The organism is Streptomyces sp. NPDC001941 (assembly GCF_040296945.1).
Lineage (GTDB): Bacteria > Actinomycetota > Actinomycetes > Streptomycetales > Streptomycetaceae > Streptomyces.
Genome location: NZ_JBEOYE010000141.1, coordinates 1 through 17301, shown reverse-complemented (window position 1 = coordinate 17301; position 17301 = coordinate 1). Strand labels below are relative to the sequence as shown.

Sequence of the window (17301 nt, the reverse complement as noted above, 5' to 3'; positions counted from 1 at the left end):
GCGCGCGCTTCGCTCCGCGAAGACGACGCGCCGACGCTACGCGTCGGTCGGAGCGCGGAGCGCTCCGGGCGGATCATCGCTCCGCGATGATCGCCCCGACCCCTCCGGGGTCGAAACGACCGGGCCGCTAGTAGTTCCTAGGGGACCGGCTGTTTTGCATGACACCTCTCTGTGGATAACTGGCGTCGTCGCTGGTCAGCGATCATGACGGGCGGCTGGCTGGCGCTCCGGATGCCTGGCTCTTCTGTGGACAACTCGCGGGTCTCCCTGGGGACAGAATCGCGTTTCCGCAGGTCAGGCCCTGTAATGCAGCCCGGCTGTTCTGCGTGACACCCAATCTGTCCCGTTCTGGTGCGGTCTCGGATTATTGCGTCGCAATAATCCGGGTCCACGCTGGTGCCGTCGCCGGTTCCTCACCTGCCGGTCGCACCGTGCAGCGCCGGTTCGCACCGGCTTCCTGTCGAACTGGCCACGAGGGCGCTGAAGGGGTGTGGCGGAGGTGAGGGGTTGCGCGGCTTGCCCGCCGGTCCTTCAGGGTCGGTCCGCCATCAACGCATCGATCCGGGAGGACAGTTGAGCAGGAAGAGCAAGCGCCGTCGGCAACGCGAGGGCCAGGCCCCGATGGTCGGGGCGGCGCCGGCCGCGGTGGACCCGGCGAGCTTCGCCCGACGTGGTGCGCTGGCGACGATCAGCGGCGTGGCGGCGGGCGTGGCCCGCAGCATCGCGGACACGATCACGGACGTGGTCTCGGGGGGTGGTGCCTAGTCGGTGTCCCTAGCGGGCCCGGCTGTTCAGGATCGTACCTGCCGGTCCGTCACTGTGCGGCCGCGTACGGCGTTCTGACGGGCTAGCAGGCTCTGGGGGCGCTCCTGGTACGGGAGCGCCCCCAGAGCCGTACAGGGGCTCTGGGGGCGCTGTGGTCGCGGGGGTTGCGCGGCTAGGGGGTGATCTCCCAGTCGTCGCCGCGACGCCGGATCAGGCCGACGTCGGGCACGGTGAGTTGGCCGACCGGGGCGAGGCCAAGGGCGTCAAGTTCGGCAAGTGCGGCGACGACTTGGCCGGCGAGGTGCTGGGCGCGGTCCTGGCGGGCGGCGCGTTCCGCGGGCGTGTGGGTGTCCACCGTGTGCTCTTCAGCGCCGCTTGCCGTCGGTGGTGACGCGGGATCCCTCGACCCGGCCGCCGGGGACCTGGGCCAGGGCGGCCCGCTCGGCGTCGGCGCGGACCTGGGCGGCGCTCATCCCGGCCGGGCCGACGGTGTCGTGGTAGACGGTGACCAGCCGCCCGTCCCGGGTGCGGACGTGGATCTCGGCGTCGTACTGCTGAGTGCTCATGTGCGGTCCCTTCGTGTGGATGTGGGTGTCCGGGGTGCTCTTCAGCGGGTGATGGGCTGGCGCCCGGTGTGGAGCCAGGCGTCGCGGACGATCGTCGCGTGGTCGAACGCGAGCGGCCCGGGCTCTGCGAGCGGTACCCATTCCACGGCGGATGCGTCGTCGGAGGCGATGGCCTGGGTGTCGGCGGGGACGTGGGCGAGGTAGGCGGCGGTGACGTAGCGGCCGCGGGGGTCGCGGCCGGGGTCGTCGTAGAGGCCGACGAGGACCAGGTCCTCGTCGACGACGCGGACGCCGGTCTCTTCGAGGAGCTCGCGGGCGGCGGCGGCCCTGGAGGTCTCGCCGATGTCCACGTGTCCGCCGGGCAGCGCGCGCTGCCCCTCGTACGGGTCCCAGCGGCGGACGATGGTCAGCACCTCGTCGCCCCGGACGCAGATGACGTCGGCGGTGTAGCGGATGGTCTCGGGGGTCTCGTGCTCGCTCATGTGGTTGGGTCCCTTCGCGTGGTCAGGCGGCCTGGAGGTAGCGGGCGGCGACGTCGACGAACCGGTCGTGCGCGGCGAGGGCCGCGGCGCGGGCGGTGTCGAGTGCGGGGGCGCTGGTGGTGGCGTCGCGCATGGCGTAGGTGGCGTTCACCATGTCGTCGGCGGCCTGGCGTACGGCGGGGTCGGTCACGTGCAGGCGCAGGCCGACGTGGGGGCGGGTCACCGCGGAGCGGGTGGCGTGACTGTGGAGGCGCAGCTCGCGGATGCGGTCGGCCGGCTCGCCTTTGAGGGCGGCATCGGCGCGGGTCCACATCGCGGCGCGGTGGTCGCTGACGGCGACGGCGAGGGCGGTTACCGCTTCGAGTTGGGCGGCGCGGGTCTGGTCGCGGCGTGCGGTCCGTTCGGTGCGCGCGGCGGCGGCGTGCTGGAACGCGCCGGAGAGGGCGGCTCCGGCGAGGGTTCCGAGGATGGCTAAGACGGTGGCGAGCATCGGGTCAGATCCCCCAGTCGGGTTCGGGTTCGGAGCGGGGCGCCGGTGAGGTCAGGCGGGCGCGGTGCGGGGCTCACTGGTCGTCGTCCGCGTCGGCCTGGCCCTCGTTGATGCCGAGCTGGCGGAGCCCGGAGTTGTAGGCGGCGCGGGCGCTGGAGCGCTTGTCGGCGTCGCCGTAGAGGAGGGTCGCGAGCTGGGCCCAGGTCGCGCCCTGGTTGCGCATGACGACGACGAGGGTGCGGATGCGGCGCTCCAGGTCGGCCTGGAGGGAGGAGGCGCCGGTGAGGATGGCGCGGAAGGCGTCGCTGCTGGTGTCGCCTCCGGCGAGGTCTTCCACGGTGCGGGCGCCGAGGGCGGCGAGGGCGGCGGCGAGGCGGCCGGACTCGATGGCGTGGGCGATCTGGCCGCTGGGGTCGTCGGCGGTCGGGTTCCAGGTGATCTGTGCGGTGTGGTCGTCGGTGCGGGTGACGCCTACGGGCATGGGAGGTCCTTCCGGTCGGTGTGCGTTTTACGCACAAGAAGAGAGTAGCGAGCTGTGCGCTTTGAACACAAGAGGGTGTGCGTAAAAAACAACCGCCGTGCGCAATGCGCACGACGATCGGTCTTTCCGCAGGTCAGAGCGCCGCGCGCTCGGCTAGCTGGCTAGCTGGCTAGTCAGCTAGCCGCCTGCTTCGTCAGCCAGTCGCGCACGGCCTGGTCCAGGGCGTCCTGCATCTCGACCCCGGACAGCACGCACGCGGCCTTGAACGCCCGCTGGAGATCGCGGTCCATGTACGAGCCGAACGACGGCCGCCGCCGCTGCGTGGTGCTCTTGCGGGCGGTGGCGCCCACGGCCGCGCCGACCGCGAGTCCGTGCTCCGCCGGGGGCAGCGCCGCCTCCGGCTGTGGCTGTGGCTGCGGCTGATCGGGCTTCTTGATCGGGCTCATGCGGGGATCTCCTTCAGGAACGTCTCCGTCAGGAGCTCGAACGTGCCGCGGATGCGGGTGGCCTGCTTGCCCACGATGTAGTTGAGCGGCACGGCGTGGGTGTCGGCCGCCTCGATGTCGGAGAGGTCCGGGACGATCGGCGACCACACCAGGTCGCCGTACAGCTCGCGCAGCCGGGCGAGCTGTTCGGCGTGGTCGCCGCGCTGACGGTGCTTGGCCACGATCACCCCGCGCAGCGCGAGCTCCGGGTTGTACAGGTTCGCGCCTTCCTCGCGCACCAACTTCGCGGCGTTCTTCGAGCCGCGTACGGCGTTGTGCACGGCGGTCGTGACGATGACCGCGTCGTCGGCCGCCGCCAGCCCGAGCTGGGTCAGGTGGAACAGACTGGGCGGGCAGTCGATCAGCGTGTAGTCGAAATCGTCGTCCGCGCCGTCCAGTGCCCGCCACAGCCGCCGCACCGAGCTCGCCTTCGCCCCGGCCTCCGCCATCCGGTTCTCCAGCGACAGCACGGCCGGCGCCAGCCGGATCCGCTCCGCGAACGCCTCCGTCCAGGCCGTCGGCTGGATCACCGCACGCGCCGCCCCCTCACGGTCGGCCTGGATCGCCTGGCTGATCGTCGGCCGGGTCTCGTGGTCCTGCTCCACCCACCCGAACACCTCGCTGGCGTTCGCCTGCGGGTCCATGTCCACCACCAAGACCCGCTTGCCCGCCTTGGCCAGGCCCTCCGCCAGCCGCACCACGGTGTCGGTCTTCGCGACCCCGCCCTTGTGGTTCAGGAACGCGACCCGCCGCGCCCGTCCTGCCTTCGACATCCGTACTCCGCTCTCTCGTCACCGGCCAGCACGACGGTACAGCTAGCCAGCTAGCCAGCTAGCCAGCTAGTCACCCCCGCCCGGTTACCGGTTACCGGTTACAGCCCCCACCAGAACGGCCCCCGCACCGCCCTGACCAGCACAGAGAGACCCGCACGCGGGCTGTAACCGGTAACCGGTAACCCGGCGCGCCGCCACCTCCCCGCGCCCCCAAGACGCCACCCGCGCCACCCGGGCGAGTGATGACAGCCCGGAAGCCCGCTGACCATGCTCGGCTCGTGCCCACCCAGGACGACACCGCCCCGATGACCGCGTACACGCTGCGCCTCGACCAGGACCAGGCCCTCGCCCTGGACGCGCTCGTGCTCGACATGCGGCGCCGCACCGGCCACCGCATCGACAAGTCCGCGCTCTTCCGCGCGCTGCTCCGCCTCACCGACGCCAACCCGGTCATCGCGGCGGCGCTCTGCGAAGAGCTCCGCCGCACACCCGACTAGCCAGCTAGCCAGCTAGTCAGATTCCCCCTGGTAGAAGCCCCGGAGACAGCACAACGCCCCGGCCCCGCCAGGGGACCGGGGCGCCGCCGCTCCGGTGCGTGTCTCACATGTGAGACACGCGCGGCCCGGCCGCGCTACGCGACCGGGCCCCATCAACGCTTTCTGCCGAACGTCTCACCGCGCCTCCATGAACGCCATCACCCACAAGAACGACCCGGCCCTGCCGGCCAGCGCCGCGCCCGCCCCGGCCTACAGGTCTAGGACGGCGCGCAGCGCCTGGTCGACCCGCGTCATCGTCTCCGCCGGTACCGCGCCCGCCAGGACCGCGCCCGCGAAGCGCTTCACCGCGAGTTGCTGCACGTTCACGGCGACGGCGGTCGAGGGGTGCGGGTCGCCGATCACGACGGACATGGCGGTGTCGGGGTAGCGGCCCGGCGGGTGCAGCACGATCGCGAGGACCGCGCCGTACGCGTCCTCCAGGCCGTCCAGGCTCACCACCAGGACGTCGCGCCCGTCGGCCAGCGACCAGATCTCTCCTCGCCTCACAGGGCGTCGCCCTCGCCCGCCAGGTCCTCGCCCAGTCCGAGCGCGGCCAGCTGGCGCGCGGCATCGAGCACCGCCTGGCGGCGCGCGGCCAACACGATGTAGGCGTTCAGGGACAGCCCGGCCGCCGCGGCGCCCGCACGGATCGCCGGGTCAAGGTCATCGGGGATGCGCAGAGTCATCACAGCCATGCCACCAGGCTAGCCACCACAATCCGGTGGCATAAGAGCGCGGGGTGATTGCGCGGCAATCACCCGGAGCGGGGTGGGCAAGCCGCAGAGCGCGGTGGGCAAGCCCTGCGAGGGGAAGTGGGCAAGCCTCTCCGTGCGGGCTTGCCCACCGGGCTCTGGGACGGGGCGGGCCGGTGCTCCGTGCCCCGGCGCGGGTTGCACCGGAGGGGGGCTGGAGAGTTGCTTATACGGTTGCTCTAGGGGTTGCACCGGAGGTGTGACCGGGAGTGGGAACCCCACTTTCTTGATCTTGAGCATCGTCCCAGGTCAGACCTAGTGGGCAAGCCCTCCCATCGCGACGACACCTCTTTCTCCGCGATAGCCGGAGGAGAGGTGTCGCCCCGGCGGACACTCACCCCCGGCACGCGCCCGCCGCAGCGCGGCGCCCGCGCCCGCAGCACCGACACGGGCACCGACCAACGCACCGACCAGCCACCGACACAGCGGCCCGCCCATGCCGGTCCTGGTCGGTGCCATGCCGGTGGGCTGGTCGGTCCCCATGTCGGTGCTGACCAGCACAGACACCAGAACCGGCGGCGAGGGAGAAAAACCGCGGAAACGGGCCCCCGAGGGGGTGTTCGCGGGCCTGGGTGATTGGCCGCCAATCACCCAGGCCCGCGCGGCCGTCACAGCCGGGGCACCGGCACCCGCATCGCCTGGTACTCCAGCGCCTCCGCGTCCAGGGCGACGTCCAGCGAGATCCCGGCCGCCCGCCGCCGCGTGCAGCCCGGGCAGTGGGCCACGTCCGGCAGCGCCCGGAACGGGTTGCCGCAGTCCGCGCACTCGTGCAGCACCCGCTCCGGGGCCTGGACCGACTGCGCGGTCGGCGTGTACCCCGACGCCGGAGCCACCTGGTCCAGACGCCACCGGATCAGCCCGTACGCATGCCCCGTCACCGTGCCCTCGTGATCGCCCGCCCGCCTGATCCCCTCCGCCAGCACCGCAGGCGGATACCCCACGTGCAGACGCGGGATCAGCAGCAACTCCGCCGCGCTCCGCCGCTCATCCGCGTTCATCCCCGACGTGATCAACGGCGCCTGCGCCAGCACACCCAGCGCCGTACGACGCAGCTCCGCGTACTCCTCCAGCGAGTAGTCCGCAGCCACCGACCCCGGCCGGGTCAGCCCGCCCAGGAACACGAACCGCAGCCCACCGCGCCCCTGCGACTCCGGGACCCGCTCCGTACGCAGCAGCGGCCCCAGCATCGGGTGCGCGGCGTGCGGACGCCGACCGGTCAGCGCGGCGACGTGCTCACGCGTGATCCGCTCCGAGCGGCCCAGCGCGGTCGCCAGCTCCTCCATCGTGCGCTGCACCGACCACTCGTCACGGGCCTGCGTCGCCAGGATCAGCATCAGCCGCCCGCACGTACGGCACGTCAGCGACAGGTCCGACGCCCACCGCAACGGCGTCGCCCGCCGCGCGGCCTGGACAACATCAGGAGCAGCGGGCAGGGGCTCGATCGGGGTACGCCCGTCCGCCTCCAGCCACCCGCACTCGACCATGTGCCGGACATGCACCAGCACGTTCTGGCGGGCGATGCCCACTGTCGCGGCCAGAGCCGCACCGGTCAGCGGCCCCTTCGCGCGGCGCAGCACCGCGTGGACCTTGACGCACGACCCGCAGTCACGCGGCGACGTCGACTTATGACGCGACACTCAAACGGCCTTCCCGGCCAGCCGCCGAGCCAGGGTGGGGGAGATTTCTCCGTCGCCACGCCTTACACTCGGCAGCAAGCCATCGTGCTTGGGACCTACACGATCAAGGGGCGCCCACCCCAAGATCTTGAAAGCCCTCGTGTGGTGGTCTGCGCCCGGCAAGGCGCGTGATGACCTCTGGTTATTGGTCTGACTCAGCCCCGTGATGATCCTGGGCCCGCAGCGGGAACTGCGTGCCACCTCCAGGAACAGCGGGGCTTTGTCGTTGCTTGGATCACAGGGTACGCCGTCCGCCCGACAAACATGGCGGCTCATCAGATGGCCCGGCGTCGCCATCAGTTGCACCGGAGGGTGCTCCGGGAGGTGCACGGTCGTCTCCCCTCGCTCGCGAAACCGCCCACCCAGGAAAGGGGAGACGGATCCGGGCGGATGTGACACCCGGACCCCCAGAACCTCGCATCCAAAGCGGACACCCGCCGTTTCGTCGCCTGGCGATCCAACGGTCGCTCACCCAGTCACGTCACGAACGGTGTTGAACGGCGAGGTCAGACGTCGTCGCTTGGGACGTCGGTTGTGTGGGTGACCCAGCGGCGGGGGCCGGCCACGGACTGGCCCACTTCGATGGGGTCGCCGTCCGCGTCTCGGTAGACGTTGACGCCCAGGAAGACTGGACTCCCGACTTCCACACCCAGTACGCCAGCCTGTTCAGGAGTCGCGCCGTCCGCGGCCGTGCGTTCCTCGATGGTGCGAACCTGCCGACCGGTGGCCGTCGTGATCGCCTGCGCTGTTCCTCCGAGAATGCGCGCGGGCTCAAGCAACTCAGGTACGACATCGCCGAGGGCGGCATCGAACCAACTCACGGATGCCGAGATCGGGCCCGAAGCGTTGTGAGTGACGCGCTCACGGCGGATGGCGCTGTCGCCCTCTCCGATGCCCAGGAGCTCTGCGACTTCAGCAGGTGCGGGCGCGAACCTGGCACCTGTGATGACCGCGTGCTCCCCGGGCGGGTAGATCTTGCCGGTCGTGATCGCGCGGATCGCGCGGTCGGTAGCTCCTCGGTGGACCCGGCCTTGGACGATGGTCCCGATACCGGGCAGTGTCTCCACTAGCCCCTGCCCACGCAGGGTGGACAGGACCTTAGCCGCAGTGGCATGGGCCAGATCCCAGTCTTCGGCGATCTGGCGAACGGCAGGGATTCGCTCCCCCGGCGCCAGAGTGCCCTCCAGGATCTGCTTCCTGAAGTGCTCAACGACCTGCATGTATGGCGGGGTCCGCTCGATTCGCGGCGTCATGGCCGCTCCTCTCTCTCGTAAGCGTTCTAGACCACTACCAGGCCATGCTAGCGGGTGATCCCTGAGTGTTCTAGCGTGATACTGCTTGACACGCGTCACGTGTTCTAGAACGATCGGAGTGCGGCGCTGCCCGGTGCATCACCACCGGGCAGCGCCTGGAACCGACCCAACTGATCTGAGCAGAAGGGAGCGATCCGTATGTCGGATCGTACCGAGGCTGAGCGCGCGTTCGCGCTGGCCAGGAATGAGAACGAGTCGGCCGCAGCGGCTGCCCGTGAGGCGGCGGCGCGGCTGGAGGAGACCCGGCAGCGGGCGGCGGAGGTTGCTTCCGCGCTGGCGGCGCGCACCACGGGTGGTGTGCGGTGAAGGCGTTGTTCACGACCGTCCGGGAGACGGTGAAGGTCCCGCACGAGCGGGATGGCAAGGTCCACCAGGTCGACGGCACGGTGACGCGGCGGGTGCCGCGTGTGCCGGTGGACTGGGACGCGCGGCTGCTGTCCGGCGCGGTGTCGGTGGTGGTGGCGCTGACGGTGGCGACGGTGGTGTGGTCGACGTGGTCGATTGGCTCGATCTTCGAGCACGCCGGGGCCGGTGCGGTCGGGTACATCCCGGCGGGCGTGTTCGACGTCGCGTGGATCACGTGCCTGATCCTGTCGTGGCTGGGCCGGTGGAACCCGGCGAAGAAGAAGCAGGCCGACCAGATCGGCCGGTTCCTCCTCGTGATCACGATGGGGGCGCTGTTCTGGCACGGGATGCTGCTGGACTCCTGGGCGATGGCCGTGATCGGCGCGGCCGTCTCGCTGATCGCGAAGATCCTGTGGGTCGCCGTCTTCCGGTACGTCGACCGGGACTTGTCCTCGGCTGACGCGCAGTGGGTGGCTGCCGAGATCAGCGCGGCGAACGCCAAGGCTGCGGTCGCGAGCGCCCGGCGCCAGGCGCAGCGGATCGAGGCCCGCGCGACGGTGGAGCTCCTGGCGATCGAGCACGAGCGGCGCCAGATCCTGGGCGCCGACGTCGCCGACGTCGGTCAGGTCGAGTTGGCGTACGCGGTCGCGGAGCACCCGCCGGCCACCGCCGCGCCCGTCCCGGCTCCGGCCGTGGTGGCGGTGTCGGCGGAGCAGGACGCGCAGGAGCGCATGCGTACGGCCGTGCTCCGGGACATCGCGATCAGCCGGACTCCGGGCGTGGCGCAGGCGGACCGGGACCGGGCGCGGGCGGCGCTGGCGGACGCGATCGCGGAGTGGCTGGGCGACGACGAGGGCGACGTCCTGGACGTCATCGAGCCCGCGCCCGCCTCGCCCGTGTACGAGGGCGCGTTCGACCCGGCGTACGCGGCCGGACTGGTCCCCGTCCCCGCGCCCGCCCCGGAGCCGGTGTCGCCGTTGGCGCGGTGGCTGGCCGACACCGCGCCCGTCCCGGCCGACGCTGCCCGCACGCACGCTGCTGACGCCCGCGCTCCGCGTGTGTCCGCCCGCGTCACCGCCACGCCGCCGCAGGTGAGCACCCCGGACACCACCACCGGTGCCCGCGAGACGGAGCCGTCGGCCCTCCCGGCGGCGCCGGACCCGGCGGCGGCGCCCGCCTCGATGGCGGCCGGGCTGCGCGAGCTGCGCGCCGCCGGGATCGAGGACCCGGCGGTGCTCGCCGCCCGGCTGTCCCGCTCGCTGGGCCGCGAGGTCACGGTGACGGACGTCAAGCGCGAGGTCCGCCGCCTCAACCAACGCGCCCGCGAGGCGACGCAGGCGGGGGAGGGCCGGTCGTGACTCCCATCCCCGACCCGCGTGCCGCCGCGTTCGCGGACCTGGAGACCACCGACCGGCTGCTGTCCGGTCTGGACGATCTGGTGGCCCTGGTTGAGACCCGGCGCGAGCGCCCGGCCGCCGAGCTGCACCGGTTCATCGAGGTCGTGCACGAGGGCCTGATGACCGACCAGTGCGGGTGCCACCGCTACCCGCCCACCGGCCACACCTACCCGACGCCCCAGAGGGGAGACGCGCGATGAGCACCACGACCCGTACCGCCGCCCGTGCGGCCCGCACCACCGCCCGTGTCACCAACTCCGCCTGGCTCCGGCTGCCGCTGGCCGTGCGGATGCTCTCGGTCACCGTGCCGACCATGTGGGCCGTCGGCGGCGGCCTGGTCGCCGTCGGCGTCCCCCAGGAGCTCGCCGCGCTCCTCACGTTCCTCGTGATCCTCGCCGTCGCGCAGCCCCTCGCGGAGCGCGAGCACCACCGCCAGACCACCGCTGACCGCACCCGCCAGGAGGGCTGACCCTATGTCCGAGCACGAGACGCCGACCCCCGCGATGCCGACCCCCGCCGAGTGCCTGGCGCTGGCCGCCCGGCTCCTGGACGACGCCCGCACCAGCACGCACCACATGTCGCCCGGCCGCCCTGAGACCCGGGCGCGCGTGCAGACGCTGATGGAGCTCGCGGCCGGGTACACGCGGCTCGCGCAGGCCGCCGACCGTATCCAGCGCGAGGACGCCCGCGACGCCCGTGAGGCCGCCCGGGACGCGGCCCGGGCCCAGGACCGCGCCGCCCGCCACCGTCACGACGACGACGGCGAGAGCGAGCTGTTGCTGGTCGACCGCTCCGGCGAGCGCGGCGGCCCGCTCTCCGACGAGACCGTCGGGTGGGTGTGACATGGGCTGGCGACGCGAGAACAAGGCCCACGACGACGCCCGCACCGGCCGCCTGCTGGACGGGGTGGAGGCGGCGTACGCGGCCCGGACCGGCGACCCGTGCGGCGACCAGGAGCTGACCGCGTTCGAGGAGATCGCGCTGTTCGCCTCCGCGCCGGACCCGCGCGAGCCGTACCCGCCCGCCGGCCACGACTACCCGCGCCGCGGGAACGGCCGCCGATGACCGACGCCAACGGCACGGACCAGCCCCGCCTGTTCGGGCCCGGCCCGGTGCAGTGGCTGCTGTCCGCCCACGCCCCGGCCTCCACGGCCGGGCTGGGCGGGCCCTGGCCCCGCGCATCGACATCGACGCCCACGCCACCACCGACCTGGACCAGGCGCTCACCGCGCCGGAGCTCGCCGACCGACTCCTGCAGGAGCTCGCGCCCGAGCTGCGCGAGCGGCCCGTCACCGGGCTGCTGATGATCCTGCGCCCCACGGTCTACCTCCAGCGCATCGACACCTCGACCTCGACCTCGGGCCGTACGGCCCCCGCACCCACCGGAGAGCACTGATGGGCCACTCCCACGAACCCGAGCGCTACACCGCCCGCGAGATCGCGTCCGGCGCCGTCCACGTCATCGGCATGGTCATGGGCTCCAAGCACGCCGCGGGGCGCATCGAGCGGATGCAGGCCCGCGCCCAGGAGCGCGAGGCCCTCCAGGCCGCCGCCAGGAAGGCCCTGGAGACCCAGCGCGCCCAGGAGCGCCTGGAACGCGAGATCGCCCGCCAGGACCGCAGCAAGAGCCGCAAGAACGGCCGCAAGTAACGCAGGCGGCTGGCCCCGCCCGGGACGCCCGACGCGTCCCGGCCCGGGGCCAGCCCCTCGCGCCGGCCACCACGACCCGCACCGAGCACCACCCCACAGACCCCTGGAGGAACCGTGAACACCCTGCCCAACGCCCCGTCGTTACCGCGCTCGCTGGCCGCCTGGCCCGCCATCCAGCTCCTCCTCTGGAGCCCGCTCCTGGCCGGAATCGCCGCGATGGGCGCCACCCAGCTCCTCGCCGACGCCGCCCACCTCACCCGCCCGACGACCGCGCTGCTCACCCTCGCCGCCGGGATCGTCACCGTGCTCCGCGTCCACTCCGCCCCGGTCCTGCGCACCACCACCGGCCGCCGCTCGCTGTACGACGCCGCCCTGGAGCGCGCCGACCGGATCGCGGACTGGGCCGGATGGGAGACCGACGCCGACGACGACGGCCAGGAGCACGACGTCGACGGCCGCGCCCGGGACGCCCGATGACACCCCGCCAGCCCCGGCCCCTGACCCCGGCCGCCGTCCTCGCCGCCCCGGCCGCCCCCGACATCGAGGGCCAGGCCCCGCTCTGGGGAGAGCCGGACGGGCGGAATCCGCAGGTGTCCGCAACCGGCGGCATCCTCGCCGACGACCCCGCAAGCACGACCACCAGGAGGACGCCGTGACCTTCCACGCCGGACAGCGCGTACGCATCGTGGCCTGCGCTGATGACCCCCGTGCCGTCGGCCGCACCGGCCGCGTCCTGGACGAGGTCGAGCCCGGCCCGCTCACCGGCGGGCGGTGGACCGTCGCCGGGATCAGCCCCCTGATCGCCCCCGTCCTCGTCCACGCCCACGAAATTCGCCCGGCCTGACCTGTCACATTCCGGCGTTCGCGACTCCCCTTCTGAAGGTGAAGGCGCGAATTCTGTCCACAGGCAGGGGCCTTCACCGTAGGAGAGCAGGCCAGACCAGCAACCGCCGGAAATCCGGCGGCCGTTGTCAGTCCTGAGAGTCACGATTGCAAGCAAGGTCCACAGAGGAGCACGAGCACCCGCCCGGCAGGTCTCCGGCCAGAGACACCCTGCCGGGCGGGGCCAGGGCCCCTCACGCACACATCGGGAGACCCCGCACGTGAGCATGACCCACCACCCCGCACTCGCAACCCCCGCCCCCACCCCGACATCCACCGCCCCGACCACCCAGCAGTCCATCGACTCCCTGCCCGGCGTGATCCGCGTGCCCCTGGAGGCCCTCCAGTGGACCGCTCACACCCTCGGATGGCGCGGCGTACTCGTCGTCGCCGTCCTCGCCATCGGGGCGCTGTACGGCATCGGCCAGCGCCGCCTGGGCGACCAGGGCGTGGACGAGGAGCCCGGCTGGGCGGGCATCCGCCAGGCCATCGGCGCAGGCCTCGCTGGCGCCACCATCGGCCTGGCCCGGTTCGCCGGCCGCTACCTCTCCGGCCGCGAACTGCGCGGCGAGGCACGCACGAACGCCACGTTCTGGCGGCCCGGCACGGTCGACCTCGACCGCCTGGACGTCGCCGAGCTCGGGTCCGTCGCCGTCGCGGCCCCGGCCTACACCCCCATCGACTGGCCCGCCCTGCGCAAGCGCTGGGCCATGGCCGCCCCGGACTGGGCCCAGTGGGCCGTCACCGGCGCCACCTACGCCGGACGCGCCGGAGCGGCCCTGTACGCCGCTCTGCGGACCGTGTGGCGCGGCCTGGGCGCCTGGCGCCGCTGGCGGTACGCAGCGCGCGCAGCGGCCCGCACAGCGCCTCTGGCGGCCCTCGTGGGCTGGGCCCTGTCCCCGGGCTGGACGATCGTCGCCCTGATCGCCGCCGTCCCCGTCACGCTCCTGATCGCCTCCACCGGCGGCTACCGCGCCGCCGATGACGAGATCTACGGCCCCGGCATCTGGGCCGGACTCGTGCAGGTGCTGCGCCTGTCCGAGGAGGACCAGGAGCGCGGCGCCGACCACTGGCTGAAGGTGGCCAAGGACGTCAAGGCGTCCGACGCGAAGATCACCATCCGGCTGCCTCTGTACTGGCTCGGCGCCGAGGGCGAGCGCGCGATCCTGGCCCTCCTGATCGACTCCCGCCTGCCCGGCCAGTGGGTCGCCGCCTACCACCAGAAGGGCCGCAGGCCCTACGCCGAATTCACGCCCAAGCCCGCACCGATCGTGCCGGAGCCGCTGCCCGAATACGTCAAGTGGGAGCCCACTGACGACCCCTACCGCATCCACTTCGGCGAGACCCACGACGGCCCCGCCTACGTCATGACGAAGAACGCGACCCCGCATATCGGTATCTCCGGTGAAACCGGCTCCGGAAAGTCCACGACCGCCTATATGCCGCTCGTGAACGCCCGTATCCACGGGTGGCTCGTGACCCTGATCGACCCCAAGCAGAACTCCATGGTCGAAGCGCAGGGAAAGAGCGGAGTCCGGTACATCACGGAGACGTATGAATGCGTCATGGCAATCGCGGAGTTTTTCACGTCGATGATGGCGGCGGAAAAGTACAACTCGCGCCGATTCCGCGACTACCAGGGAACCGACAAGCCAATTCCCCGGCTCCTCATCATCGACGAACTCCCGTCCTTCCGCGACTTCGTCGCGGCCTGGTGGAAGTTCATCTGCAAGGAGCGCGGATTCCCGCCCGTACTGGTCTGGTTCCAGATCATCCTCATGCAGGGACGCTCTTCCGACCACCGCGTCGTCGTCGGCACTCACCAGTACGCCCTGGACGTATTCGGATCGACCATGGCACGTGACCAGGTCGGCACGAAAATGGTCGTCGGAGATACCTCCGAACCGTCGTGGAACGTCGCCTACGGGGCCACCACTCCGCGTCTCCACTACGACGACACCATCATGGGCCGTGGCGTCATCTCCACCAGGGGCCGCAAGCGCAAGAAGATGCGCCCGGACGGCACCCCGGAAAGGGTCGAGGAAATCCAGTACGCCTACCTCAGCCCCGCCGAGATCAACGACCATCTCGACCGCGCCCCGCAGGCACCGGCCTGGTTCGACCGCGGGGACATGGCCCCCTGGATCACCCCGGCCGACATCGACAAGGCCGACTCCGCCGGCGCCGTCACCAGCTTCCTGCCCGGCGGCGAGTACGACCCCTACTCGCTCCCCGCTGACACGGAGGGATCTACGAACAAGGGTGCCCCCCGCCGCAGGTCAAAGGATCATGAGGGTGTCAGCGGCGCCCCCGTGTCAGGCACCGTGTCAGCCCAGCAGATGGCCGAGCTGGTCGAGCGCCTGGCCGACGAGGAGCCCGTCGTCCAGCGCTACACCCTGGGCCAGGCCTGCACCCTCGGCATCATCGACCGCACCCACGGCGCCGCCCGCCAGGCCAAGAGCGACGCCCTCAAGAAGGGCCAGGAATTCCCCGCCGGAGAGACCATCAAGAACGTCACCTCCTACACCGTCGAAGAGCTGCACGGGTTCTACGGAGTCCCGGCCGACTGGAATATCGAGAACACCGACTAGAACACCGTGACAACCGGGGGCCCGACAGAAAAGGGCCCCCGGAACACGGTAGAATTCACCCAGAAAACGCGCGACAGGGGGAGGACGACATGCCACAGGAGAACATCGACTTCGGCAAGTACGGGGCCAGCGGTATCAAAGGCTCCGAAGCTGCGGCCCGCCAACTCGATAACCTCGCCGGGGGAATCCAGACTCCCGCCGGAGAACGACGCGGAATGCTCGCCCGACTGAACTACCTCACCAAGAGCGGACGCGCGAAAGGGGCCGCTCGTGCCGCCGGATTCGACGTCTCCGAGCGCACCATGAAGAAATGGCGCGACGGAACAAGTAAGCCCAGCAAAAAGAGCATTGAAAAGCTCGAAGGCGCCTACAAGCGCGTACGCCGCTCCAACGTCGCGAAATCCCTGACCACCCGGCTAAACAAGGGCGGACGCGGAACCCGCGTCGAAATGCACCCCATGAACCAATCCCAGGTATCCCGCCCCCTCCAGCGCGCCATTTCCCACCGAAACGTCAACGTCCGGAACTGGGGCCCCATCGTCGAAGCATGGGAAGCCGAAAACCCCCAAGCACTCAGCGACGCATGGCAAAACGGGGTCCTCGTCGAACTCGGCTCCGACTGGGGAAGCTACGAATACGTCACCAACGTCGGATTCGCGGCCTGAAAAAGGCAACAAGAAAGGGCCGGACCTCACCAGGTCCGGCCCTTTCCTATATCCCGGCTATTTGCCCTCCCATTCCCTCCGGATCTCCGCCCCGCGCTCAATCACCCTGCCCATCAAGCCGTCCATCTCCGCCGGGGTCAGGTGCCGCTCCACCACCACGGCCGCGCCGAACACCCCGTCCGCGCCGACCGCATTGGCCACCCTCGGCTCCGACCGCTCCGGCCCCGCCAGCGCATGCCGCCCCTGGAAGACCACCGCCCCGTCACGGACCACCGCCAGCCGGTCCGCCCCGGCCTCCATCCACGCCGTCGTGATCGCGTCCTCGCCCCAGAACTCGGGGGGCCCACCGAACCAGCCGGCCAGCTCTTGCGACGGCGCCGTGTGCTCCACCAGCCGCAACTCGCACTGCTCACCCGGCCCCGGCTCCGTGCTCGCCACCACCTCGTACGTCTCCGTCCACCGCGGCTGATCCCCCGACGCCTCGCACGTCACCCACACCAGGTCACCCACCCGCGTCGGCGCCCACGACGCCCCCACCAGCGCACCGTGCCCGCCCACCAGCGCACCCACCTCCGCCTCCAGGTCCCGCGCCCGCTTCGCCTCCGCCGCCCGCTCCACCGGCGACGACGCCCGCTGCTCCGCCATCTCGACCTCCACTCCACCCGGGCCGCCCGCTGCGCCCCGACCGATGGGACGATAAGCTGACACACCACCAAGAATCTGTCAACACCCCCTGAAACACGGGTAGTTGGCACATTCCCGTATAGACCGCGCGCGTACGCGAGGCCCAGCATCACCCGATCAGGGGGTGGCGTCACCGGTGACGCCACCCCCGCCGGCCACGAGACCCGGGGGGTAGCCTCACCCGTGAGGCCAGGGCCAAGTGTTGTCCGCGGACAACACTTCGGCCGCCGACGGCTACGCTGGGCCCCAGCCCGCGCCGACAGGGAGTGCACGGGTCAGGCCCGGTGCCCAGCCCGTGACGGCTAGGGGGCAGTACGACCGGGCCGCCCCAACTCCCTTGCACACCAGGCCAGTTGATCCACGGCCCGGCCAGGCCAGGACCCCAGGGGGTCCGCCTGGAGGCCAGAAGCTATCCGGCCGTGCCGTCATGACGCACGCCGACCGGAGCAAGATCGCCACAGACCGACCCGGACCACCCCGCCCCGTAGCCAGCCATCAAGATCAGCGCGGAGCGCGGATCTTGGGCCCGGATCGCGAAGCGATCAGGGCAGCAAGCGCGCCGAAGGCGCAGCGCAGCGCCGGGCCACGGAGTGGACCGGCCCCTCGGGACGAAGTCCCGACAAGGGCGCGCAGCGCCCTTGCACCGCCCAGCGGCGGAGCGGCTGGCAGTCCGGCGCTTGCGCCGGACCCGCCCCGTAGGGGCGGCGCGTCGTGTCTGCGGAGCAGACCGCGCGCGAGGCGGCCCGCCAGCTCGCATCGCACGGAATC

General features: G+C 71.6%; 27 protein-coding genes. 15 read left to right on the top strand and 12 right to left on the bottom strand.

Translation table 11 applies throughout. From position 1 onward, the window contains the following. Nucleotides 1–573 precede the first annotated feature (573 nt). Entirely contained in the window at nt 574–765 is a 192-nt protein-coding gene (locus ABT160_RS43655) for a hypothetical protein (RefSeq protein ID WP_351655002.1), read from the top strand. A 172-nt stretch (nt 766–937) separates the two neighbouring features. On the opposite strand, the gene ABT160_RS43650 is transcribed toward ABT160_RS43655, so the two are convergent. The 7 genes from ABT160_RS43650 to ABT160_RS43620 form a co-directional block, all read right to left on the bottom strand. After that, nucleotides 938–1120 carry a hypothetical protein gene (locus ABT160_RS43650; protein ID WP_351654999.1) on the bottom strand — a complete coding sequence of 61 codons (183 nt, stop codon included), beginning with the start codon at nt 1118–1120 and terminating at the stop codon, nt 938–940. 10 nt (nt 1121–1130) lie between these two features. Beyond that, a complete protein-coding gene (locus tag ABT160_RS43645; protein WP_351654998.1) occupies nt 1131–1331 on the bottom strand; it encodes a hypothetical protein in 201 nt (66 codons plus the stop codon). A gap of 41 nt (nt 1332–1372) precedes the next feature. Next, a complete protein-coding gene (locus ABT160_RS43640; protein ID WP_351654996.1) occupies nt 1373–1813 on the bottom strand; it encodes an NUDIX domain-containing protein in 441 nt (146 codons plus the stop codon). A 22-nt stretch (nt 1814–1835) separates the two neighbouring features. After that, nucleotides 1836–2303, bottom strand: a complete 468-nt coding sequence (kilB, locus tag ABT160_RS43635) for a plasmid transfer protein KilB (RefSeq protein ID WP_351654993.1) — start codon at nt 2301–2303, stop codon at nt 1836–1838. Between the two features lie 73 nt (nt 2304–2376). Further along, nucleotides 2377–2784 carry a hypothetical protein gene (locus tag ABT160_RS43630; RefSeq protein ID WP_351654991.1) on the bottom strand — a complete coding sequence of 136 codons (408 nt, stop codon included), beginning with the start codon at nt 2782–2784 and terminating at the stop codon, nt 2377–2379. Nucleotides 2785–2957: 173 nt separating this feature from the next. Then, nucleotides 2958–3230, bottom strand: a complete 273-nt coding sequence (locus ABT160_RS43625; RefSeq protein ID WP_351654989.1) for a hypothetical protein — start codon at nt 3228–3230, stop codon at nt 2958–2960. Beyond that, nucleotides 3227–4042: a ParA family protein gene (locus ABT160_RS43620; RefSeq protein ID WP_351654986.1), complete on the bottom strand. Its 816-nt coding sequence runs from the start codon at nt 4040–4042 to the stop codon at nt 3227–3229. The genes ABT160_RS43625 and ABT160_RS43620 overlap by 4 nt, the downstream gene beginning before the upstream one ends. Before the next feature lie 278 nt (nt 4043–4320). On the opposite strand from ABT160_RS43620, the gene ABT160_RS43615 reads away from it, so the two are divergent. Further along, nucleotides 4321–4539: a hypothetical protein gene (locus ABT160_RS43615; protein ID WP_351654984.1), complete on the top strand. Its 219-nt coding sequence runs from the start codon at nt 4321–4323 to the stop codon at nt 4537–4539. Nucleotides 4540–4788: 249 nt separating this feature from the next. On the opposite strand, the gene ABT160_RS43610 is transcribed toward ABT160_RS43615, so the two are convergent. The 4 genes from ABT160_RS43610 to ABT160_RS43595 form a co-directional block, all read right to left on the bottom strand. Beyond that, nucleotides 4789–5085: a hypothetical protein gene (locus tag ABT160_RS43610; RefSeq protein ID WP_351654982.1), complete on the bottom strand. Its 297-nt coding sequence runs from the start codon at nt 5083–5085 to the stop codon at nt 4789–4791. After that, complete coding sequence (locus ABT160_RS43605; RefSeq protein WP_351654979.1) at nt 5082–5273, bottom strand: toxin-antitoxin system HicB family antitoxin; 192 nt, start codon at nt 5271–5273, stop codon at nt 5082–5084. The genes ABT160_RS43610 and ABT160_RS43605 overlap by 4 nt, the downstream gene beginning before the upstream one ends. Before the next feature lie 665 nt (nt 5274–5938). Then, nucleotides 5939–6907 carry a hypothetical protein gene (locus ABT160_RS43600; protein WP_351654976.1) on the bottom strand — a complete coding sequence of 323 codons (969 nt, stop codon included), beginning with the start codon at nt 6905–6907 and terminating at the stop codon, nt 5939–5941. 605 nt (nt 6908–7512) lie between these two features. Beyond that, nucleotides 7513–8259 carry a GntR family transcriptional regulator gene (locus ABT160_RS43595; RefSeq protein WP_351654973.1) on the bottom strand — a complete coding sequence of 249 codons (747 nt, stop codon included), beginning with the start codon at nt 8257–8259 and terminating at the stop codon, nt 7513–7515. Between the two features lie 198 nt (nt 8260–8457). Between ABT160_RS43595 and ABT160_RS43590 the strand changes: the two genes are divergently transcribed. The 13 genes from ABT160_RS43590 to ABT160_RS43530 all read left to right on the top strand — a co-directional run bounded on the left by ABT160_RS43590 (nt 8458) and on the right by ABT160_RS43530 (nt 15849). Then, complete coding sequence (locus ABT160_RS43590) at nt 8458–8625, top strand: hypothetical protein (protein ID WP_351654970.1); 168 nt, start codon at nt 8458–8460, stop codon at nt 8623–8625. Nucleotides 8626–8630: 5 nt separating this feature from the next. Next, nucleotides 8631–10022: a hypothetical protein gene (locus tag ABT160_RS43585; protein WP_351654967.1), complete on the top strand. Its 1392-nt coding sequence runs from the start codon at nt 8631–8633 to the stop codon at nt 10020–10022. After that, a complete protein-coding gene (locus tag ABT160_RS43580; RefSeq protein ID WP_351654964.1) occupies nt 10019–10261 on the top strand; it encodes a hypothetical protein in 243 nt (80 codons plus the stop codon). Before ABT160_RS43585 ends, ABT160_RS43580 begins: the two co-directional genes overlap by 4 nt. After that, the gene (locus tag ABT160_RS43575) at nt 10258–10530 is read left to right on the top strand and encodes a hypothetical protein (RefSeq protein WP_351654962.1); all 273 of its coding nucleotides are present in this window, start codon (nt 10258–10260) and stop codon (nt 10528–10530) included. The genes ABT160_RS43580 and ABT160_RS43575 overlap by 4 nt, the downstream gene beginning before the upstream one ends. A 4-nt stretch (nt 10531–10534) precedes the next feature. Then, entirely contained in the window at nt 10535–10903 is a 369-nt protein-coding gene (locus tag ABT160_RS43570; protein ID WP_351654959.1) for a hypothetical protein, read from the top strand. Between the two features lies 1 nt (nt 10904). Further along, nucleotides 10905–11126 (top strand): hypothetical protein, encoded by a 222-nt coding sequence (locus ABT160_RS43565; protein WP_351654956.1) that lies wholly within the window; start codon nt 10905–10907, stop codon nt 11124–11126. 52 nt (nt 11127–11178) lie between these two features. Continuing rightward, the gene (locus ABT160_RS43560) at nt 11179–11457 is read left to right on the top strand and encodes a hypothetical protein (protein ID WP_351654954.1); all 279 of its coding nucleotides are present in this window, start codon (nt 11179–11181) and stop codon (nt 11455–11457) included. Next, a complete protein-coding gene (locus tag ABT160_RS43555; RefSeq protein WP_351654951.1) occupies nt 11457–11711 on the top strand; it encodes a hypothetical protein in 255 nt (84 codons plus the stop codon). Before ABT160_RS43560 ends, ABT160_RS43555 begins: the two co-directional genes overlap by 1 nt. A gap of 114 nt (nt 11712–11825) precedes the next feature. Next, nucleotides 11826–12188, top strand: coding sequence for a hypothetical protein (locus ABT160_RS43550; RefSeq protein WP_351654948.1), 363 nt, complete (start codon nt 11826–11828; stop codon nt 12186–12188). Beyond that, nucleotides 12185–12367: a hypothetical protein gene (locus tag ABT160_RS43545; RefSeq protein ID WP_351654945.1), complete on the top strand. Its 183-nt coding sequence runs from the start codon at nt 12185–12187 to the stop codon at nt 12365–12367. Before ABT160_RS43550 ends, ABT160_RS43545 begins: the two co-directional genes overlap by 4 nt. After that, nucleotides 12364–12555, top strand: coding sequence for a hypothetical protein (locus ABT160_RS43540; protein WP_351654943.1), 192 nt, complete (start codon nt 12364–12366; stop codon nt 12553–12555). The genes ABT160_RS43545 and ABT160_RS43540 overlap by 4 nt, the downstream gene beginning before the upstream one ends. 259 nt (nt 12556–12814) lie before the next feature. Then, entirely contained in the window at nt 12815–15184 is a 2370-nt protein-coding gene (locus ABT160_RS43535) for a P-loop NTPase family protein (protein WP_351654940.1), read from the top strand. A gap of 89 nt (nt 15185–15273) precedes the next feature. Beyond that, nucleotides 15274–15849: a transcriptional regulator gene (locus tag ABT160_RS43530; protein WP_351654937.1), complete on the top strand. Its 576-nt coding sequence runs from the start codon at nt 15274–15276 to the stop codon at nt 15847–15849. 57 nt (nt 15850–15906) lie between these two features. Here the strand turns inward: ABT160_RS43530 and ABT160_RS43525 are convergent, their stop codons facing one another. After that, a complete protein-coding gene (locus ABT160_RS43525; protein WP_351654935.1) occupies nt 15907–16494 on the bottom strand; it encodes a hypothetical protein in 588 nt (195 codons plus the stop codon). Between the last annotated feature and the right edge of the window lie 807 nt (nt 16495–17301).